Source organism: Candidatus Latescibacterota bacterium, from assembly GCA_019038625.1.
Lineage (GTDB): Bacteria > Krumholzibacteriota > Krumholzibacteriia > Krumholzibacteriales > Krumholzibacteriaceae > JAGLYV01.
The window spans coordinates 20,475-39,226 of the sequence record JAHOYU010000042.1 but is presented as its reverse complement, the minus strand read 5'-3'; the positions used below and the strand labels follow the sequence as shown (position 1 = coordinate 39,226).

Sequence of the window (18,752 nt, the reverse complement as noted above, 5' to 3'; positions counted from 1 at the left end):
AGTACAACAAGGTAGTCGATGCGGCGTATGACAGACGGGGCTGGACGAGAAACGGTGTTCCGAAGATCGAACGCCTGAAAGAACTCGGGATCGACCTTCCCGAACTCGTCGAGATCATTAAAGACGATCAGGAATAAATCGGTTTTGAGCTGGCCGCCTGTTTTCTGGCAGCCGTCTCGATTTCCGGCGGCCGTTCAGGGATGAGCATGTTCACAAGACTCTGAGGTCATGGATATGGAAAACGTCATTTTTGAAAGAAACGTTCCCGGCTCTACGAAGAAGCTCGCTTCCGCGACTATTGGTATAGCCGGATGTGGAGGAATAGGATCCAACACAGCCGTTTACCTGGCAAGATCGGGAGCGGGAAACCTCATCCTTGCCGACCATGATGTCGTTGAAGAATCGAATCTCAACCGGCAACATTTTTTCCAGAAAGATATCGGCAGAGTCAAGGTAGAAGCACTCGCCGACCATCTCCGCGCCATCAACCCGGCTATCCATCTGAAGCTGCACCAGACAAGGCTTACAGCCGATAATCTTATCGAAATATTCGGAGATGCCCAGATACTGATAGAGGCTTTTGACAGGGCCGAGGATAAGCACTGGCTTCTGGAAAAATGGTGTTCCGCATACCCTGCCAGGCCGGTGATCGGGGTAAGCGGCATCGCAGGTATCGGCAGAAGTGCGTCGGTAGAGATCAGGACTTCGGGTAATATTTATATCGTCGGGGACGAACGATCCGATCCCGAGATCGGCCTCTGTGGGGCGCGAGTAGCTATTGCTGCTGCCGCTCAGGCCAACACAGCAATAGCGCTGACAACAGGCGGGAAGGTATGAGAAATGATAACCGTCAATGACAGGGACAAGCTTGAATGGCGTGAAGGGATGACGGTCCAGGATCTGCTCGATGAGATGGGCTACGACTACGTGTTGATCACAGTAACTGTGAACGAGACTCTCATACCGGAAGAAGATTATGATTCATACGAACTGGAAAGCGGTTCGAAAGTGGTTGTCTTCCATCTGGCACATGGAGGATGATCTCTCCAGCATGATCAACCTTTTTTCCCGTCATCGACCAGTCTTTTTCCGAGACTTATTAAATGATCGTCAGCATAGCCGAAGTGTTTGTAGAAATCGATTGCCGCTTTGTTGTTCTCTCTCACCTGAAGATTGATCTTGGGACATCCTTTTGCCCTGATCCTTTCCTCGATCTCTTTCATGATTGTACGGGCATATCCCCTGCCGCGGTGCCGGGGATCGACAGCGAGATAGTTGATCCACCCCCTGTGCCCCTCGTATCCTCCCATCACTGAAGCAACCAGTTCCCCTCCTTCCCTGTCATCACCTGATCTCCGGACCAGCACGAGCAAAAGATCGGGATCGACCCGGAGCTTTCTATCGATGTCCTTCGAAGGGTCATTCCACGGAACGACGAGATCACAGGATTCCCAGAGTCTTATAAGAGATCTTCTATCTTTTTCTACAAAGGGCCGTAACTGAATCTCTTCTTCGTTCATTCCACCATCGTCCTCTCCGGCTCACCTGCCACTCCATCCGTGCCCGTAATAAAAGGGGGCCGACCGGACTGACCGGGAAGCCCCCTTCGTTCTCTGATGCATAAAGCCCTGAACCTAGATCAGGCCTCTCTTCTTCAGAAGAGGCTCTATCCCGGGCTCCTTGCCCCTGAACTTCATGTAAAGGGTCATCGGGTCGTCGGAACCACCGGCGGCAAGTATGTTCACTCTGAACGACTGCGCCAGTTCCTGGTCGAATATGCCAACATCCTTGAACGCCTGGAAAGCATCGGCATCGAGGACTTCGGCCCACATGTAACTGAAGTACCCGGCGGAATAACCACTCGAGAAGATATGCCTGAAGTAGGTACTCCTGTAACGACTGATGATCTCCGGAATAAGTCCGATCCTCGAGAGTGAGGCGGTCTCGAAATCATCGACATCCTGTTCGACCTCATCTCTCAACGTGTGCCAGTCCATATCCAGGTAGGACGCGGCCAGATACTCTGTCACAGCGAATCCCTGGTTGAACTTGCTGGCTTTCTTCATCTTCGCGACCAGTTCGTCGGGGATGACCTCTCCCGTCTCGTAGTGTGTAGCATACATCGTCAGCACTTCCGGCTCACCTGCCCAGTTCTCCATGATCTGTGAAGGTAATTCGACGAAGTCTGTCGCGACATTCGTTCCCGTCACCGAAGGATATGTCCCGTTCGACAGAAGCTGGTGAAGACCATGCCCGAACTCGTGGAAAAGAGTAAGGACGTCATCCCAGGTCAGCAACGCAGGTTTATCGGCCGTAGGTTTCTGAAAGTTGCCGACATTGTTGACTACAGGAGTGATCATCTTGCCACCCAGCCTGCACTGCTGCCTGTAGGTGCCACACCAGGCTCCACCCCTCTTGCTCTCTCTGGGAAAGTAATCTGCAAGCAGTATACCTATATGTGTTCCGTCTGCTTCCTTCACCTCGAAGGTCCTGACGTCAGGGTGATACTTGGGAATATCTGTCCGCTCTTCGAAAGTGATTCCCCATAGTCTGGTTGCAACAGTGAAAGCGCCACTGATTACATTATCCAGCTGAAAATAGGGCCTGATCATCTCTTCATCGAGATCATACATGGCCTTCTTTACCTTTTCAGAGTAATACCACCAGTCCCAACTCTGCAGTTTGAAATCATGACCTTCATCGTCGATCATCTTCTGCAGCATCGCTCTTTCTTCCTTGGCTTTTGCAAGAGCCGGCAACCATATCTTGTCGAGGAAGATAAAGACATTCGCCGGATCCTTTGCCATTCCCTGCTCGAGTATGAAATGGGCGTGGGTCTCATACCCGAGAAGATTGGCTTTTTTGACTCTTAGAGCCGCTATACGAGACAGTATATTCTTGTTATCGAGCTCGTCGTCGTTGTCACCCCTGTTTATGTAGGCCTTGTAGATCTTTTCTCTCAGATCACGATTATCGGCGTACTGGATGAATGGGATCATGCTGGGTTTGGAAGTCGTAAAAACCCACTTGCCCTCATAGCCTCTGCTGGCGGCCGCCTCGGCGGCTCCGATGACCGAGGCTTCGGGAAGCCCGGCAAGGTCTATTTCGTCATCGATGATCAATTCGAATTTATTGGTCTCTTTTAACACATTTTCACCGAATTGAAGGCCAAGGACTGACAATTCCTGGTTTATTTCGCGAAGCCCCGCCTTGTCTTCCTCATTCAGATCTGCGCCACCCCGGACAAAGTTCTTGTAATAATCGGTCAACACCTTGTTCTGTTCTGTGGTCAATCGCAGATCATCCTTCTGAAGATATACTGCCTTGACCTTCTGAAAAAGCTCACTGTTGAGAGCAATGTTGTCGCCATGAGCGGCCAGAAGTGGTGCTACCTCTTTAGCTATAGCCTGCATCTCCTCATTCGTATTGGCAGAGTTCAGGCTGAAGAAAATACTGGAGACCCTGTTCAGGAGGGTTCCTGAACCTTCCATCGCCGCAATCGTATTCTCGAAAGTCGGTGATTCAGGATCATTGACTATCGCCGCTATTTCTTCATTTTGTAATCTTATCCCTTCCTGGAAGGCAGGAATATAATGTACTTCTTTTATCTCCTCAAAAGGAGGGACGCCGAATGGCGTATCGAACTCCGACAACATGGGATTGCCGGTGCCGACCTGTTGAGCACAGGAAAGCACTATCATCACGGCCAGGATAGTCAGGAAAAGAGGTCTGCGCATGGCTTACTCCGATCATTCGGGCTGACCCCCTGCTTCCGGCAGGAAGGGGGGAGGATTAAAGAACAAGCCCGGAGAGTCTAGACCAATCCCTTGCCACAAATCAAGGTTTTTAAGCAAATGATAAACTGAATCATGAGAGGTGATAAAAACAATTGAAAGACTGACTGCCCCCAGTTCAGTCCCGGTCAGGACATGCCCCGCCTAGATCTCCCAGCCGAACCTGTAACGGCATACATCTCCACCCTTTGCCCTGCATTCTTCTTCTACTCCTTTCACTCTTCTGGCCCCACACATCCTCAGAGCTTCCTCATACCATCCGATGACAGTGAGGCAGTCGGGATGTGAAAAGGTCTCTGCTTCATAGGTGGTGATGACGCCGGAATTCGGACCAGTCTCCTGATATTCACGATATCCCGTGTCATAGTAGAACTTGTACATAATACTTGATTTTTTCATGAAGGCCTGTGGATCGCCGGGTGTCAGAAAAGTCTTATGGACCTTGGTCAGACTCCTCTGAGCCGACTGCACCCCTATCTTCTTGAATATGCGGCCGTCTCCACCTCCGAGTATATCGACGATAGCCTTATCGAGTCTCTCACCCACTTCGAACGGATACCATTTCGCCGTGAGGATGATTTCATCGAGTAGTGCCTGATCTTCTCTGGAAAGTGAAGCTACGACATTATTCCATCCTTCCTCACCGAAATTTTCGACGACAAACTCTTTCCTTGAATGAAAGATCAAACCTTTTATTTCCATCTTAACCTCCGTCTTGATTCTTATCTTTTTTATAGGAGACCGGAAGCCAGACCGAGAATTCAGCTCCTCGTCCTTTTTCGCTGCTACAGTAGAATCTACCACCATGCGAGTAGATGATCTTCGATGCGACCGAGAGCCCGAGCCCCAACCCTTTCACATCGGCCATCTTCGAGTTCGACGCTCTCATGAATGGTTCACTCAGAGTCCTTATCTCCTCCTCCGGTATACCCACACCGTCATCCCTCACCCTGATCACCACCCACTCATCGACAGGATTTCCGTTTCTTTTTCCAACTCCGATCGATATATCTTCTGAATATTCAGATTCATGTGAATCTGGCGCAGAAGAATCGACGGGATATTCCTTGCGGTATTCACTGCAGATGATCTCCACACCCTCCAGTTCATCAGGGGAGAGAGTCCTTGTGGAAACACTGAGGTAGATACTACCACCACTCTCTACTGAACTGACCGCGTTATCAATGATGCTTTTAAAGACAATCCTCATCTTCGTAGCGTCTATAAACAGGTCATCAGGAGTGTTCATCTTGTCCAGTTTGAAGGTGACCCCCATCTCACTGATCTCGGAGATCCTTTCCACAAAAGACGATTCCAGCAATTGCAGGATATTTGTGCGGACAAGGTTGAGCGATGACGCGTTAATCCCGACATCGTTCAGTGACAACAGTTGGTCTACCATGCTGCTAAGACGAGTAACCGCCTTGCAGGCGAGTTCCATCAGTACACCGTCATTACCTTTTTTCTCTTCGATAGACCACAGAGAACTCTTAAGGATTGTCAGGGGGGTCCTGAGCTCGTGCGACGTGTGGGAGAGAAATTCCTTCTTTACCCTTGCGAAATCTTCCATTTCCATATTCGACACCAGGACTTCGTTATACAGCATCGCGTTGCCGACAGCCATGGCTGCCGATCTCGTCAGAACATGAAGGATCTCTCTGTTGAACTCTGTAAACCCGCTTCCGTCGATCTTCCGGCTCATGAGGATTATACCCTGCACACCCGTTTTTCCGATAAGTGGAAATGCGTAACTGAATCCGTTCATCGAGAACAATGCCTCATCGTCTGAAGGGTCGGCGCACGCCGCCAGATCAGACGGTTCACCGATCTCTACAAGGTCGAGCTTTTTCCCAAGAGTCCGGACGATATATGAGGATCTTGCTATTGCAGGAGGCAACTCTCCCGTACTGATCCCCAGAGAGTAATAAACCCTGAAAAGATTTTCTTTCGAGGATGCCAGATAAAAAGCGATCTGATCGAGGCTCAGCTGCCCGGCCAGCGTCATCAGAAACAGACGTATTATGGTCTCCAGATCGAGTGTCGTGCCGATCCTCTCCATCAGCCTGAAAAGAGCCTCGAAAGCCATGTTTTTCCTCTCGAGCTCCTGTTCGAGCATCGAGGGCACGTCTGTGGCTCTGTCTGTCTCAGTTGATTTACTCATCACTTCCATGATCTGTCCTGACGCTGGGATCAATATCTCGATGACAATATCATCGGCCTAAAGTTTCCCGCTCTGTCCCGTGATGACCTTGAAATAGTCGTCCAGGTTAAGTAATTTGAATACGGATTCTACCTTGTTCGTCAGCTCGGAGAGATATACTTCGCCGCCCTCTCTCCTCAGTGACGAGACCAGTCCCAGAAGCATACCGACACCCGCACTTGAAACGAAGCTGACATCCCTGAAATTGAGAACGGTCTTGTAGATTTTCCTACTTATGAGATCGTTCATCAATTCCTCGAGTCTGAGTGCTCCCTTCGTATCCAGTTCCCCCCTAATCATGATCTCGCTTATTCCGTCCGCTCCGGGTATTCCCTCATCAATTTTCAAAGCTGCCATTCCGTTCTCCTTTCCCTTTGGAATATCGATTGCCACCATGCTGTTGATGACAATCATGTTCTTCCCGTTCTCTCTCGCATAAGTCATCTTCTGATTCATATTCTTTAACATTATCAACCCAAGGCCTCTGTTCTTTCCGCTTCCGAGATATTTTTTCAGATCGAAATCAATGCCTATTGTGGGATCGAACATGGGACCATCATCGATAATCGTCATAAAAAGGCTGTCCTCTCTCTTTTCCAGTATAAGATCGACCCACCTGTTTTTCCCGGGACCGTGTCCGTGCTCGGATATATTCATGAGAAGTTCATAAGAGGCTAATCTCATTCCGAACGACATGAATCCGGGAAAACCGAGGATCCCGGTGATGATGCCGGCGGTCCTGGAGGCAAAATTAGTCCCTTCGACCGTCACGCTGGCTCTGATCCTGTACAGATGTCCGGAGCCTTCTCCAATGACCGAGATCTGTGGATGATCACATATCTTCAGACTGTCGATCCGGTCTGATTCATTCTTTTCGGACTCAACTATATTGACGAATGGATTATTCGACAGGATCAGATCGAGAACGGGCTTGATCGAATCATCGCATCGTCCTGATTTGACAAGGCGGAGCGAATCAAATCCTGATTCGATCGACAGGAGGATCACACCTGTGACCCTCCCCAGGGAATCGAGGTATGACCCGGCACCGCAACTGACGGTTATTTCCGATGATTTTAAATCGATTTTTTCGAGTATCATCGCTATACACTACTCCGGTCATGGATTCCGGTGCTGACTTTCCCGTGATCCTCATTCCTGTCCGACGAGACACCTGTTTCAACGGACTGTCGCATCCGCAATGCCAATAGCGTCAGGTCGTCGCTCTGGGGCACTTCGCCCCTGAATTCATCAAGGCTCTCTTTCAGGGTCGCAAGCAGATCCGTTGCCCCCCTGGACGCCACACTTTTTACTATCTCCTCGACCTTTTCCAGGCCGAATTCGTCGCCTTTCCGGTCGCGCATCTCGTTTAATCCGTCTGTGTACTGCAGGAGCAGGTCCCCAGGCTCAAACGTCAATTGATATTCCTTGAGACCTTTATTGAATACTTCATCCGGAAAGATCCCCATAGGTTTGGCTTTCGTCCCCAGCATCCGCACACTCCCGTCCCGTCCCCTGAAGTAGACCAGCGGCATATGAGCCGCGCTGGCCCAGAAGAAACCGTTCGATCCGAGATCAAGGACACCACAGAACATGGTCAGGAAAAGATTATTACGAACATCTCTCAACAAAAGAGTATTCAGATGCCTGAGCAGCCTGGCAGGGTTTTCACCCCGCTGGGCAAGGTCCCTGACCATCATCCTTACCATCGCCATCACTACCAGACCCGGCACTCCCTTGCCGGCGACATCGCCGACTACGAACATGATCCGGTTATTTTCCAATGGGATGATATCGTAATAATCGCCCCCCACAAGTTCCGCGGAGTTGTAATATGCGTCGATATCATATCTTTCGGGCTCGGGTATATCAGAGGGAAGAAGAGTCTGCTGAATCGATCTCGCGATCTCAAGCTCCTTGTCGAGACGCTCCTTCTCTCTCATGACATCACGGTTTTCCTCGAGACTGGAAGCCATCCTGTTGAACGTATCTGCCAGCACATTCATCTCCCGGACCGACTTTACTCTTATCCTTGTATCCAGACGTCCCTGGCCGATCAACTCGGCTCCCCTGGTCAGGCGATTGACTGGCCTGGCTATAAGAATTGCCAGAAGCAGGGACATCAAAGCACCAGCCCCCAGCGCAATCAGTCCTATTCTCATAATCCGTTTTCTTCCTTCTGCCAGAGTCTGCATCATCCCTTCAGTCGAATACTCGATAAACACCGTACCTATAGTCTCCTCCTGATCCGTTATCGGAGTCGACACCAGCAGAATATCATCACGGATCTTCAGAGATTCATCGGGAGCAAGTCCTGACATGTCGCCGACCGTCGCGAATCCAGTCTCATCCCTGAACTGAACGTCTATCATCTTCATGTCACGATGCCCCTTGATTTTCCCTTCCCTGTCCACGACCACGACCGACCTGATATTTCTGTCGCCCGAGAGGACTTTCCGGATATGTGGATGAAGCTCAAATTCGGGATCTTTATGGAGCAGGGGTTTGGAGTAGTTCAGTGCCAGGTTCCTTCCCTGCAGTACCACTTTCTGTCTTACCTCCTCAAGGAGGATCGTCCGCTGAACACGAGCGGATGTCAGCGAAAAAGCTGTGACAAGTCCCGCAATGAGAAGGAGCACGAATAGAGTGATCTGAAATTTCAGGTTTATTGCTTTCATATCACACCGCTGACTGTCATCCTCTCGTTCTTTCAAGAAGGCCCATCTCTTCCCTGGTCCTCCTGATATACCTCGCAGCCTTTTCATTCCCGGGATCTATCACAAGGATCTTCTGCCATACTTCAAGCGCTTCTTCATAGCTGTGATCGGTATATAGATCCATGCCCCTGAACTGGTACGCCTTGACAAGATATTCCTCTACCTTCTCGAAGCCCTTCCACACCTTCCAGACTTTTTCCCAGGAATCGATAGCCTTCTCGTACTGCCCGCCGGTAAAGGAGGCTACTCCCTTTTCGTAGTCCGGCCTCAGGCCTTCGATCATCGCTGAAGACAATGCGGGCTTCAGTGTGGCCACTTCAGCCCCTGCAGGGACTTTATCCCCGGCTCTTCTCTTCAATCGTTCGATATCGGATAATCGCGAGATCAGGATATTGTCCCCGGGGAAATTCTCCAGCCCCGTGTGAACAAGCTCTGCGGCCTCTTCGTAATGCATTCGGGAAACTGCCTGCTCGACTCTCCTGATAAGTGAATCGTAATACTCCCTGTTCCTGAGTATTGATTTTTCACGGTACTGATTCGCTATACTGTTACCGGGGTCGATCACCAGGATCTCTTCGAACGCCCGTGAAGCATCAGCCCACTGCCGACTTGTATAGAGCTCAAGTGAATGTGAGATCATCCTGTCAAGAATAGCCCTGCTGTTCTCGGCTTCCCCTATCGATTTTTCGCAGGCTTCGATCCGACTGTCGATCTCTTCGTGATCGAAATGCTGACTGCCAAGTCTGTATTCGAACAATGCTTCCGAGTACATCTGACCGACAAAAAGCGAGTCCGCACGTTTAATATGGGTGAGAGCATCAGCCCTGGTTCTACAATCCCTTGCCTCGGTATTGGTGGGGTCCCAGAGCAGGACTGCCTCGAAATATCCCGTGGCCTTGTTATAATGGCCATTTTCAAGTGCCCTTCTACCGCTTTCCATTGAAGATGAGATCAGATCTGTCTCATACCTGTCCGTCTCAAAAACGAGTTTTTTCTGAATTTCCTCATCTCTTGCTATTCTGCGTTTGGCAAGCTTCTGGCTGCTCGTCTCGCCGTATCCATACAATATCGAGAACAGGTGGTAATTCTCGAGATCGGAATCCCTGAAAGCATAGTCCACCTCGATTGTATGAACCCGGAACCCGGCACCAAGCGTGACGTTCCCCGCGTCGTACCCTGCCCGTACCGCAAACATTCCGCTTATACTGTATTCGACTCCCGCATGCAACCCGGTCTCGCTGTATCTCGATTTTACCAGATCGGAGGTAAAGAGAAACCGATCGTCCAGACTTCCCGGCATCGAACGCCACATGGCGATCCCGCCCCGGGCCCCTGAAGGATCGCCCGATTCCTCACTGACGATCGTATAGACAGGCTCCACAATATTGAAAAAATTGATTCCCGCGGCCATACCATCGACCAGTGGCGATTTGATTTCTCTCCGTATTCCAAGGCCCACGTCCATCCCGAATCCGTTGGCGCTGTATTCACCCTGGGCATACCTGTCCAGCTTAAGACTGATCCCTGCCGAAAGTCCTCCGTGAATGGTCCTGCCGAAACCAAGGATGTACCTGGTCTGCCTGTTCGACAGATCACCGCTTTCCAACATATTGTCAGAGTCACGTCTTTCGATATCACCTATTTTGAGATGCATTATTCCAGCCGATATCACACCAGCATCGAGAAGTGGCCATGATACCAGGGCCGTTGAATATGAACATGCGCCGTCGAACAGGGGAGTATGGAACAGAGCCAGTTCGCCCCTCTCCACGGAAACGAGCCCCGCCGGGTTCCAGACGAGGGAATACGACCCTCCCCAGATGGCAGCTGAGGCTCCGCCGAGTGCCGTGTTCCTTCCTCCTGCTCCAAGGGCAAATGGACTTACAGTCCCACCCGTCCCATCTTCAGCGACCAGTACACGCGGTAGCGCTATTGCGGCCATCGCTACCAGAGAAAGGATGATTATTCTGAATATTCGGTTCATCAGCGTACCAGTGCTGCCTTTCTCCTGAATACTTTCTCACTCCCACCCGCTCCGGTTTTCAGGACCAGGTAATAGACACCGTTCAATACTTTTTCGCCCCGACCATTCCTGCCATCCCACCATATATCCTGATGGAGCCCGGACATCATGCTCTCGTTGTCAATTATCTTTTTAACCAGTTTCCCCGTTATCGTATAGACCTCGAGAGAGACTTCGGATTCTGATGGAAGAAAAAACGTTATCCTTGTCTGTTCCTGGCTTGCAATGAAAGGGTTCGGATAATTCGAGAACGAAGCTTCCGTCTCCCCGGCGATGACAGCGGCCATACCCGATATGAAGGGTAATGCGAAGCCTTCTTCCAACGATACAGCCACCGACTCATCCGATACACCATCCACACATACGATGCTCGATACCGACGGGATCTCGGCCCGCAGAGCCTCGATCGATGTTGATTCTGATATTCCTGCTGATATGTCAAGGACAATGGACTGTCCCTTCTCCACCATGACCGGATCGACAAGACTGATCCTGGTAGTACCCGAGACGATCTCCATCGTCAATCCGACATCAGTTCCTTCGTTCTCTATAATGATGTCTTCTATTATTGCTGAAGGATCTATCGGTATTCCGTATCTGTCTTCGAACTCGATATCGAATCCTGATACGATCACATGAGAACCTTCCGAAGACAAGTCTCTTGAGAATCTGAGTTTGAACAACCCGGCCTTCTCGCCAGGCACTACATTTGACGGCATGATCGATCCCGCCCCGAACGTGATGCCGTCTGCTGGCAGCGTTATTTCAGCTATTCCGCTTGTAAGAGGAAATTCGCCCTGAACGGAAATAAACCTTTCCATTGAAGTAGCGTCATATGCCTCGATCCCACTCTGTGCTACCTGCATCTGAAAGTCAGGGGGCAGGGATTCACCTTCCAGATCGACCGAGATATCGATATCGATCGAATCTCCCGGAGATACTTGCAGATCGCCTGGAAAAACCAGTGTCATGTATGAAGAAGTGTCTCCAGCGGCCGGATAGACCTCTCCTGCGACACTGTCTCCCGCCGTCGATCTCAACCCCTCGATCGTGGAATTCCATGGGATTCCTGAACCTGAACTGTCAAGCAGCCTTATTGACAGCGATCTCAGCAAGGCACTCGACTCTTCCTGGCTGCCTGTATGTCGAATGACTACATTAAGAGCGTCTACATCTACGGACGATGCTGTGACAGCATCCGGCAACATAGACGTACCGGACACCGAAAGCCCGGTCAGCGGGTTCAGGATCATTGTTCCTCCCGAATCCATCGGAAAATCATATCCTCCAGCCTGATCACTTCGTACCGTCACCGTCTGGCCGGAATTGGCGTCCCTTGCGCCTATACATAGTGAATCCTGGAGTACCAGCCTGAACCCCTCAGGGGCAGGATGAGACACAAGATCGACATATCCATCGAGGACAAGCGGCATCCCTGGAGAGATGACGATCTCAGGCTGAAATACACACTCTATATCCTGGGAAGCTCCAAAGGCAGACACCGTGCAGTAACGATAACCCGGTCCGTCCTGAAGATGGAATTCCGAGAATATCCCGGATGCTTCCGTTGAACTGCCGAATATATCTTCCACCTCGAAACATATCGAGGAGATACTGATATCCGCTCCCGAACTGCTCCCCACGTTTGTCAGGACCAGGCTGAACACCCGGACATCCTCCTGGCCCCTGTTGATCGTTTCCGGCGCGATACCATCCATACCGACTGATAATTCCAGTGCGGGCTCTCTGATATCCACCGCGTTCGTCGTCCATGGGAACTCTATTCCACCGATCTCCACAGCTATTCCCGTATTATGATCGATCAGATCAAATGCCGAAGCCGAGCCAAGGGATATCCTGAAATCATTTCCGCTCGTTTCGGGCCCGACATCGATATACACCCTGAAAGTCCTCATCCCTCCCGGTTCGATCATCACCCGATCGAAGGGAACAAGCGTGACCGCCGAGTCCTCGATATCTGTCGTATTGATATCCGCGATCAGCATTACTTCATCCCGGAGATAGACAACGGTAGCTATATCACTCACTCCCAGTGGCTGACCTGCCGCGTCTTTAAAGATCAGTTCGACCGATCCCAGATCGATGGGTGCGCATTGCAGGCATGAGCCGCTGTATATCATCGTAAACTCGATCATCCCGACATCCGTCGTCCCCCTGTTAAGACTGACCGGAGCCAGATCGTCCAGAGTCATATTGAATCCGCCGGGTACACCCTGGATAAACAGTGTGTCTGAACGGCTGATCATACTTTCGGTATCGTACTCCCCTTCCACCATCCCCTCGAAGATGATGAAACCGGGGGTTCCGGCAATCATCGACCAGGTGAACATGCTGTCCTCCTGTCCGGAAAGATCGATAAATCCAGGGGTAGGACCTGATTCAACTATGATCGATCCTGTCCCGGACCAGTCGAACCCCGATGGCCTGATGGCCACAATGGTAGAGTCGGCAACATTGGCCACTCTCAATCCCAGATCGAATTCCTGACCAGAAGTCACAGTCAAAAGGCTTTCGAATCCAGCCACAAGAGGATCGGTCGTAATGACGACCCGTACAGGCTGACCGAGCGACCCGTCTATAGGTCCATCGTTGCCCGAAGCTACCTCTATTCCATTTGCCGGCACATCGAGCATCAATATTCTTCCATCTGAAGCGGTGGCTGTGATATCCACCGTCACATGGAGAGAGAGCCCGTCGCAGCCTATATATTCATCCAGTCCTGAGAAGGAGCTCCAACTGCTGCCATTCCAGGACAGGTAAGTGATCAGTTCCTCCTCGCCCTCGTCGAAACCCGGGCTTGAACCACCGGTTTCTCTCCATAACCGCAGATAACCTACGTCCATTCCGACAAGAGCGGAACCTTCGTTCTCGAACGAAATGTTTCTCAATATGTCATTCTCCGACCCGTTACATGGGATTGTAAGAGAATAGGCGAAGACATCCTCATCATCAGGAGAAACCATTATCTCAGTCAGAGAGGGTATCGATATCTGCGATACTTTCATTCCATCAGTGTAATCCGTGCCTGCCGATTCGAGAGGAAACACACCCTCCACCTTTATCGCATCATCATTGAATTCGAGGAAAGCCCTGTCGGAAATACTGAAGTCGATCGAGACCGAATCGCGGACACCCTGTCCGGGAAGATCGTAGGTAATAAAGAGCAGGCTGTTCTTGAACGAACCAAGAGCCAGGTCTAGGCCATCGAATATTATTATTGCTCCTTCAGGATCGACCGTTTCGAGAAGGAGATCGTTCTCCACGTCAAAGAGGCCATTACCGTTGGCGTCCGCCCAGGCCTGGACCAGCTCGATCTCGTCAATAAACGACGTTCCTTCCTTGAGAAGTATCAACGATTTAAGCATCTTGTCATCCGAATAACTGTTATAGACTCCGAGAACCATATTCAGGATGTTCCGGTCACCGCACCGGACACGTTTGTTCCCGAGAAGGCTCGAATATACCGTCACCCTGTCGGGGACCGGTATGACTACTCCCTGCCCGGTCGTCATGCTCTCATCTATCGGGCCGTCATTGCCCGATGACATCGAGATTCCGTTCACCGGTATCTGCAGCCATATGTCTGCCCCGGAGGTAAATCCTTCATTCAGATCGACAGTGATAAAGAATGTACTGTTCCCATCACCGGAGACAGGTTCCGATAACCCGTCCACGATGAATTCCCTGAAATCATCCGTAATCATCGACCCAGCCTTGATATCGTCGATCGCCGAGAACTTTTCGTCGCCGTTGTCTCTCCACAACCACAAGGTCTCTATATGGTTCTCGCGTGCGGTACCAATATTTATGACTCTGACTGATTCCAGAATATCGTCCCGGCAACCGTTTCCGGGCACTACGATCTCCATTGCCAGAATATCTTTTAACCGTCCGGTCATGGTGCTGTCAGATCCTGAATATACTCCAAGCTGATACGACATCATCCCGTCAGAGACAGGGCTGATTTCCGGTGCGAGAGGGAATTCACCCTCGACCGAGAAATCACTTTCAGCGACCGAAGATATTACTATATCCCCGGCTGATTCGAGGCGAATCGACAAAGTATCCCCATCAGGCGTAAGAAACGAATCGACATCGATTGCAGCGAAAAGAACGATCTGATCTCCTGGCTCTATCCCGGTATCCAACCCGGAAAATTCACAGACACCCGACAACATCGTGGACGAGATCAACCAGGTATCATCGCTTGTGTCGAGCACCATATCTCCATCATCCAGATAGAGGTCTATTTCCTGTCCCGGCACACATTCGAACATATCGGTGTTTCCACGAAGAGACAGCGACTCCAGAATGAGTGACGACAATGTACTGTTTTCCATGGACAACCCCGTAAGTTCGACCGCGCGGTCACCGGGATTATAGAAATATTCGGGACCAGCCCTCGACATGATCGACACGGCCAGAAACTCTTTTTTCAGCAGGACCTGTGATACTGGAGAAAGAATCTCCATGTTGATCGGCCCTTCGTTTCCTGACACATAGGTCGCTCCATTGACTGGCAACCCGATCCGGACCATGAGTTCACTCAAAAAATCCCCACCGAATGACGATGTGACAAATAACAATCTGGACCCTACAACCGGCACCGAGATCCCCGATATCACGAAGACGCCTCCCGTGAATACCAGTTCCCCAACCTGTTCATCTTCATCGGATGAGAAGATATAGTCTCCATCATCCACCCATAGCATTAGATCCGAGATCATAGCGTTTGCCGCTTCACTTCCATAATTGTGAAGGGCCAGCTCTGTCAGCAGGTCAGGAGCATACCCGTTGGAAGGTAGTTCAATAGCAAAGATCAGCTGTTCCGAAACACCCGACCAGAGAGTGTCCGGCAGGACATCGAGTACCGCGGCCTGTGTGTTCACAAAACCATCTACGACAGAAATTCCCTCGGAGTTCAGTATGGACTGGTCGGATTCGACAATACCGTTACCGGCAAGAAAGATCGAATCTGTCGACATCACCGCAATATCGAGAAGATCTCCATCACAGGCTAGAAACGAATCGATATCCGCCGTGACATAGTAATAGACTTCTTCTCCGATCGACACATAGTTCCCTTGTGACAACCTGAATACGGCCTTTCCATCGGAGAAGACCGCAGTCGCGGCCAGCGAATCGTCCTCGTCAAAAGGCCTGCTTTTCAAAAGATCTTCTACTCCGCCTTCAGCAGGACTCTGATCCGCAACAATAGATTCGTTCTGTCTGTAAAGATAAAGAGTCTCAAAGTTTACATCGTTTCCGGGCACAGTAAATGTCCCCGTAGTAAGGTTATCGACGACAAGACTGTCGACCAGGACATCTGCCAGCCCCTTGTTCGTTATTTTAAGACGAAGCATCTCGGCATTACGATCTCCCGGATTAACAGCGGGAGAAGGAAGCGGATAGGCCTCGACAAAGACTGTCTGCGCGTCGACAATTATCCGGTTCGATTCGGACAATGTCCAATCCTGGCTCCAGAACAATGATCCCTGGATGGTCCCCTCAAGATGAAGATCGACTTCTACAGTATCAGGAGCGTTGAAAGCTTCCGGGATGTCTGCCTGATCGAAGACTATCGTGTAATCGTTCACTCCCGGCCTCAATACCGTCTCGTTGACCAGATTCACGTTAACATCCAGGACTCCGTCGGTGAGGGTGAGATAAGACACGGCAGGCATCAGGACTATTTCATCCGCATTGGGATTCGATATCAACAACTGAAAACCGTCTACGTGCATATCCGGATATATCTCGTCAGGTGAGATCGAAGAATCTGTTTCATAGACGGGACTCGATCCAATGACCTGGACAGAATGCACTTCGCTGACGGACTGGCTCCGGTCGGCTGACCCGGAATCGCTATCATCATCATACGCATATACCCTGTATAGTATCTCAATTCCTTCAGAATAGGATCCCAGAGAACCGATAGTCTGAAAATACCCTCCTCCTATCGCGAACATCTGCATCACATTGTAGCCGTCCAGGAGACTGCCATCATCGTCCCAGATGATATATACTCCCTGCCCTCCTTCGTCCGTATCGTCATCATAGACTCCGCTTGGATCGAAGATGTGGGTAGTGATATAAATATCGTTCCATTCCGGAATGGTCTCCGGAGAATAATCCGAGATCTCCGGCCCCAGTGTATCGTCGTCCACCATCCTGAATATCATATGAAATTCATTGAGCGAGTTTTCCGGCGAATTACCGTCATAATGGAGATAGATATCGGCAAGGTCTCCATGCTCCCATTCCTGATCGGGCCGGAACCATATTTCATGGAAATACGACCTGTCAGCCTCCGCTTTTCCCGTGACTTCCCAGTCCTTTCCACCATCCTTGCAATCAAGGATCCACCTGGGCGGAGTCAGTCCCTCTATGATACTTCCGAATTCTCCGACCTTACCTTCATCGACTTCGGGATCTGACCAGGGATCGCTCATGATATCCCATGACGGTGGAGGATCGGATTTGGTTGTAGCCCCTATTACACAATCGACAGGGTCATCCTCCTCGTTACCGATATTTGTCTCTGTCAGAAGGAATTCCTTCAGCCCGGACCGGGGCTCCGATTCACGTCCAAATCCACTGGAGATATCTTCGAAGGCGAAATACCCTCTTTCTGAATCTTTCACTTCCCACTCCCATTCCTCCAGGTTCCTGTACTGCATTACGAGCCGGTACTCCCTGCCATGTTCATACTGTATGCTGGCGACAGGAACACCCTGGTTGGCTCTGTATACGATGCCGAGAGAAGTCGTTTCCTTCTCCAGAAGCACGATAAGGGAATCGTCAGAACGGTCGGGAGTAAAACGGGTATCCAGCAATGCTATCGATGCCTGAAGACCACCCTCGTTCAGGACTACCCAGGCATAACTTGCCGAAGCTTTCTCAAAGATTATCTCGACTTCGTCAATATAGATGAAGCCCTGGCACAGGTCGCTCGTCACAAAACGGATCCTCGTTTCTGCCCCTGCCCATTCGGTGATATCGAGACTTTCCTCACCCGCTATCATCGAAGCGCCACCCTCGATAGAAACCAGATCGACCCAGTTTTCGCCTCCGTCATCGGATATCTGTGACAGAAACAGACCCTGGAATTTGTTGAGAGGATCTGACGCCCACTTGAATTTCAGTGTAGCAACATCGATATCGGAAAGGTCAGCTCCCCTCTCGATTCCGACGACATCAAAGACCAGATCAGAGCCTATTCTAAGTTCGGTGGATGATATAAAGACGAATCCGGTATCGGGACCATCAGATTCTCCGATCTCGGTCCATGGATCCAGCCAGCCTTCACTTCCGTCATCGTTGTCCCAGGCGACAGCCTCGAATTCGTCGAGGATATTGTGTGTATCCGAGCTCTCGACTGTGATTGTCCCTCCGCTGTCGGATCTCTCCCCCACAGCAAAGGCGCTGATCCTGACGATCTCTCCAATAAGAGCATCTGGAAGGACATCGATGAGAAAATCAAATGAGACTATATCTGTCGGATAGATAGTATCGTTGGCTATCGGTAGGGTTGTGACAAAATAATCGCTATTACGGTCGCCCCCGCTCGAAAGGGAGAAGTTAATCGAGACATAATCCATAATTATAGGAATATCACTACGGTTCTGGAGACGAACGGTCAGAGGAATCCCGGTATCGCCCACTCTCACCGTATCAAAAGAACATTGAATCGACTGGATAGCCAGATCTGTGACCGGGGCGAAGAGAAAGTCCCTTGACTGGTCAATACGTATCGGAATAGTGCCGTCATCCGTAGCGGCCCCTGCCGGCAGGGCGGCAACGACATAAAACAGTATGAATATACCTGTCATCCTGAAAAGAGAATGAAAGATCTTCCCGCTCTCTCTCATTTTGCGACATAACCCGTGCTCGACCATGCATTTCAACAATTTCATGCTCTGCTCTGCTTGATCAGGTATCCTACTGTCATTTACACAATTACCAGATCGGCCGCCTCCGGAACGATTCCACCTTCC

General features: G+C 50.5%; 10 protein-coding genes and 1 pseudogene. 3 read left to right on the top strand and 8 right to left on the bottom strand.

Translation table 11 applies throughout. From position 1 onward, the window contains the following. The 3 genes and pseudogenes from KOO63_02905 to thiS all read left to right on the top strand — a co-directional run. A partial coding sequence (locus KOO63_02905; protein MBU8920787.1) for an aldehyde ferredoxin oxidoreductase C-terminal domain-containing protein occupies positions 1-137 on the top strand: 137 nt, incomplete at its 5' end. 91 nt (positions 138-228) lie between these two features. Continuing rightward, positions 229-837 (top strand): annotated as a pseudogene (thiF, locus tag KOO63_02900) (sulfur carrier protein ThiS adenylyltransferase ThiF). Positions 838-840: 3 nt separating this feature from the next. Beyond that, positions 841-1,041, top strand: a complete 201-nt coding sequence (gene thiS / locus KOO63_02895) for a sulfur carrier protein ThiS (GenBank protein MBU8920786.1) — start codon at positions 841-843, stop codon at positions 1,039-1,041. Positions 1,042-1,055: 14 nt separating this feature from the next. Here the strand turns inward: thiS and KOO63_02890 are convergent, their stop codons facing one another. The 8 genes from KOO63_02890 to KOO63_02855 form a co-directional block, all read right to left on the bottom strand. Further along, positions 1,056-1,520 carry a GNAT family acetyltransferase gene (locus tag KOO63_02890; protein MBU8920785.1) on the bottom strand — a complete coding sequence of 155 codons (465 nt, stop codon included), beginning with the start codon at positions 1,518-1,520 and terminating at the stop codon, positions 1,056-1,058. A gap of 114 nt (positions 1,521-1,634) precedes the next feature. After that, a complete protein-coding gene (locus KOO63_02885; GenBank protein MBU8920784.1) occupies positions 1,635-3,737 on the bottom strand; it encodes a M3 family metallopeptidase in 2,103 nt (700 codons plus the stop codon). A gap of 201 nt (positions 3,738-3,938) precedes the next feature. Continuing rightward, positions 3,939-4,496, bottom strand: a complete 558-nt coding sequence (locus tag KOO63_02880) for a hypothetical protein (GenBank protein ID MBU8920783.1) — start codon at positions 4,494-4,496, stop codon at positions 3,939-3,941. Position 4,497: 1 nt separating this feature from the next. After that, on the bottom strand, positions 4,498-5,955 hold the full coding sequence (locus KOO63_02875; GenBank protein ID MBU8920782.1) for a HAMP domain-containing histidine kinase: 1,458 nt from the start codon (positions 5,953-5,955) through the stop codon (positions 4,498-4,500). 57 nt (positions 5,956-6,012) lie between these two features. Further along, complete coding sequence (locus tag KOO63_02870; protein ID MBU8920781.1) at positions 6,013-7,095, bottom strand: anti-sigma factor antagonist; 1,083 nt, start codon at positions 7,093-7,095, stop codon at positions 6,013-6,015. A gap of 2 nt (positions 7,096-7,097) precedes the next feature. Further along, complete coding sequence (locus KOO63_02865) at positions 7,098-8,708, bottom strand: SpoIIE family protein phosphatase (GenBank protein ID MBU8920780.1); 1,611 nt, start codon at positions 8,706-8,708, stop codon at positions 7,098-7,100. Then, positions 8,689-10,695: a PorV/PorQ family protein gene (locus tag KOO63_02860; protein MBU8920779.1), complete on the bottom strand. Its 2,007-nt coding sequence runs from the start codon at positions 10,693-10,695 to the stop codon at positions 8,689-8,691. The genes KOO63_02865 and KOO63_02860 overlap by 20 nt, the downstream gene beginning before the upstream one ends. Continuing rightward, positions 10,695-18,671, bottom strand: coding sequence for a hypothetical protein (locus tag KOO63_02855; GenBank protein MBU8920778.1), 7,977 nt, complete (start codon positions 18,669-18,671; stop codon positions 10,695-10,697). Before KOO63_02855 ends, KOO63_02860 begins: the two co-directional genes overlap by 1 nt. Positions 18,672-18,752 lie beyond the last annotated feature (81 nt).

Excerpts from the sequence above, each read along its gene's own strand:
- thiS (MBU8920786.1), top strand. The coding sequence starts at position 841 with ATGATAACCGTCAATGACAGGGACAAGCTTGAATGGCGTGAAGGGATG.
- KOO63_02890 (MBU8920785.1), bottom strand. The coding sequence starts at position 1,520 with ATGAACGAAGAAGAGATTCAGTTACGGCCCTTTGTAGAAAAAGATAGA.
- KOO63_02885 (MBU8920784.1), bottom strand. The coding sequence starts at position 3,737 with ATGCGCAGACCTCTTTTCCTGACTATCCTGGCCGTGATGATAGTGCTT.
- KOO63_02880 (MBU8920783.1), bottom strand. The coding sequence starts at position 4,496 with ATGGAAATAAAAGGTTTGATCTTTCATTCAAGGAAAGAGTTTGTCGTC.
- KOO63_02875 (MBU8920782.1), bottom strand. The coding sequence starts at position 5,955 with ATGAGTAAATCAACTGAGACAGACAGAGCCACAGACGTGCCCTCGATG.
- KOO63_02870 (MBU8920781.1), bottom strand. The coding sequence starts at position 7,095 with ATGATACTCGAAAAAATCGATTTAAAATCATCGGAAATAACCGTCAGT.
- KOO63_02860 (MBU8920779.1), bottom strand. The coding sequence starts at position 10,695 with ATGAACCGAATATTCAGAATAATCATCCTTTCTCTGGTAGCGATGGCC.
- KOO63_02855 (MBU8920778.1), bottom strand. The coding sequence starts at position 18,671 with ATGAAATTGTTGAAATGCATGGTCGAGCACGGGTTATGTCGCAAAATG.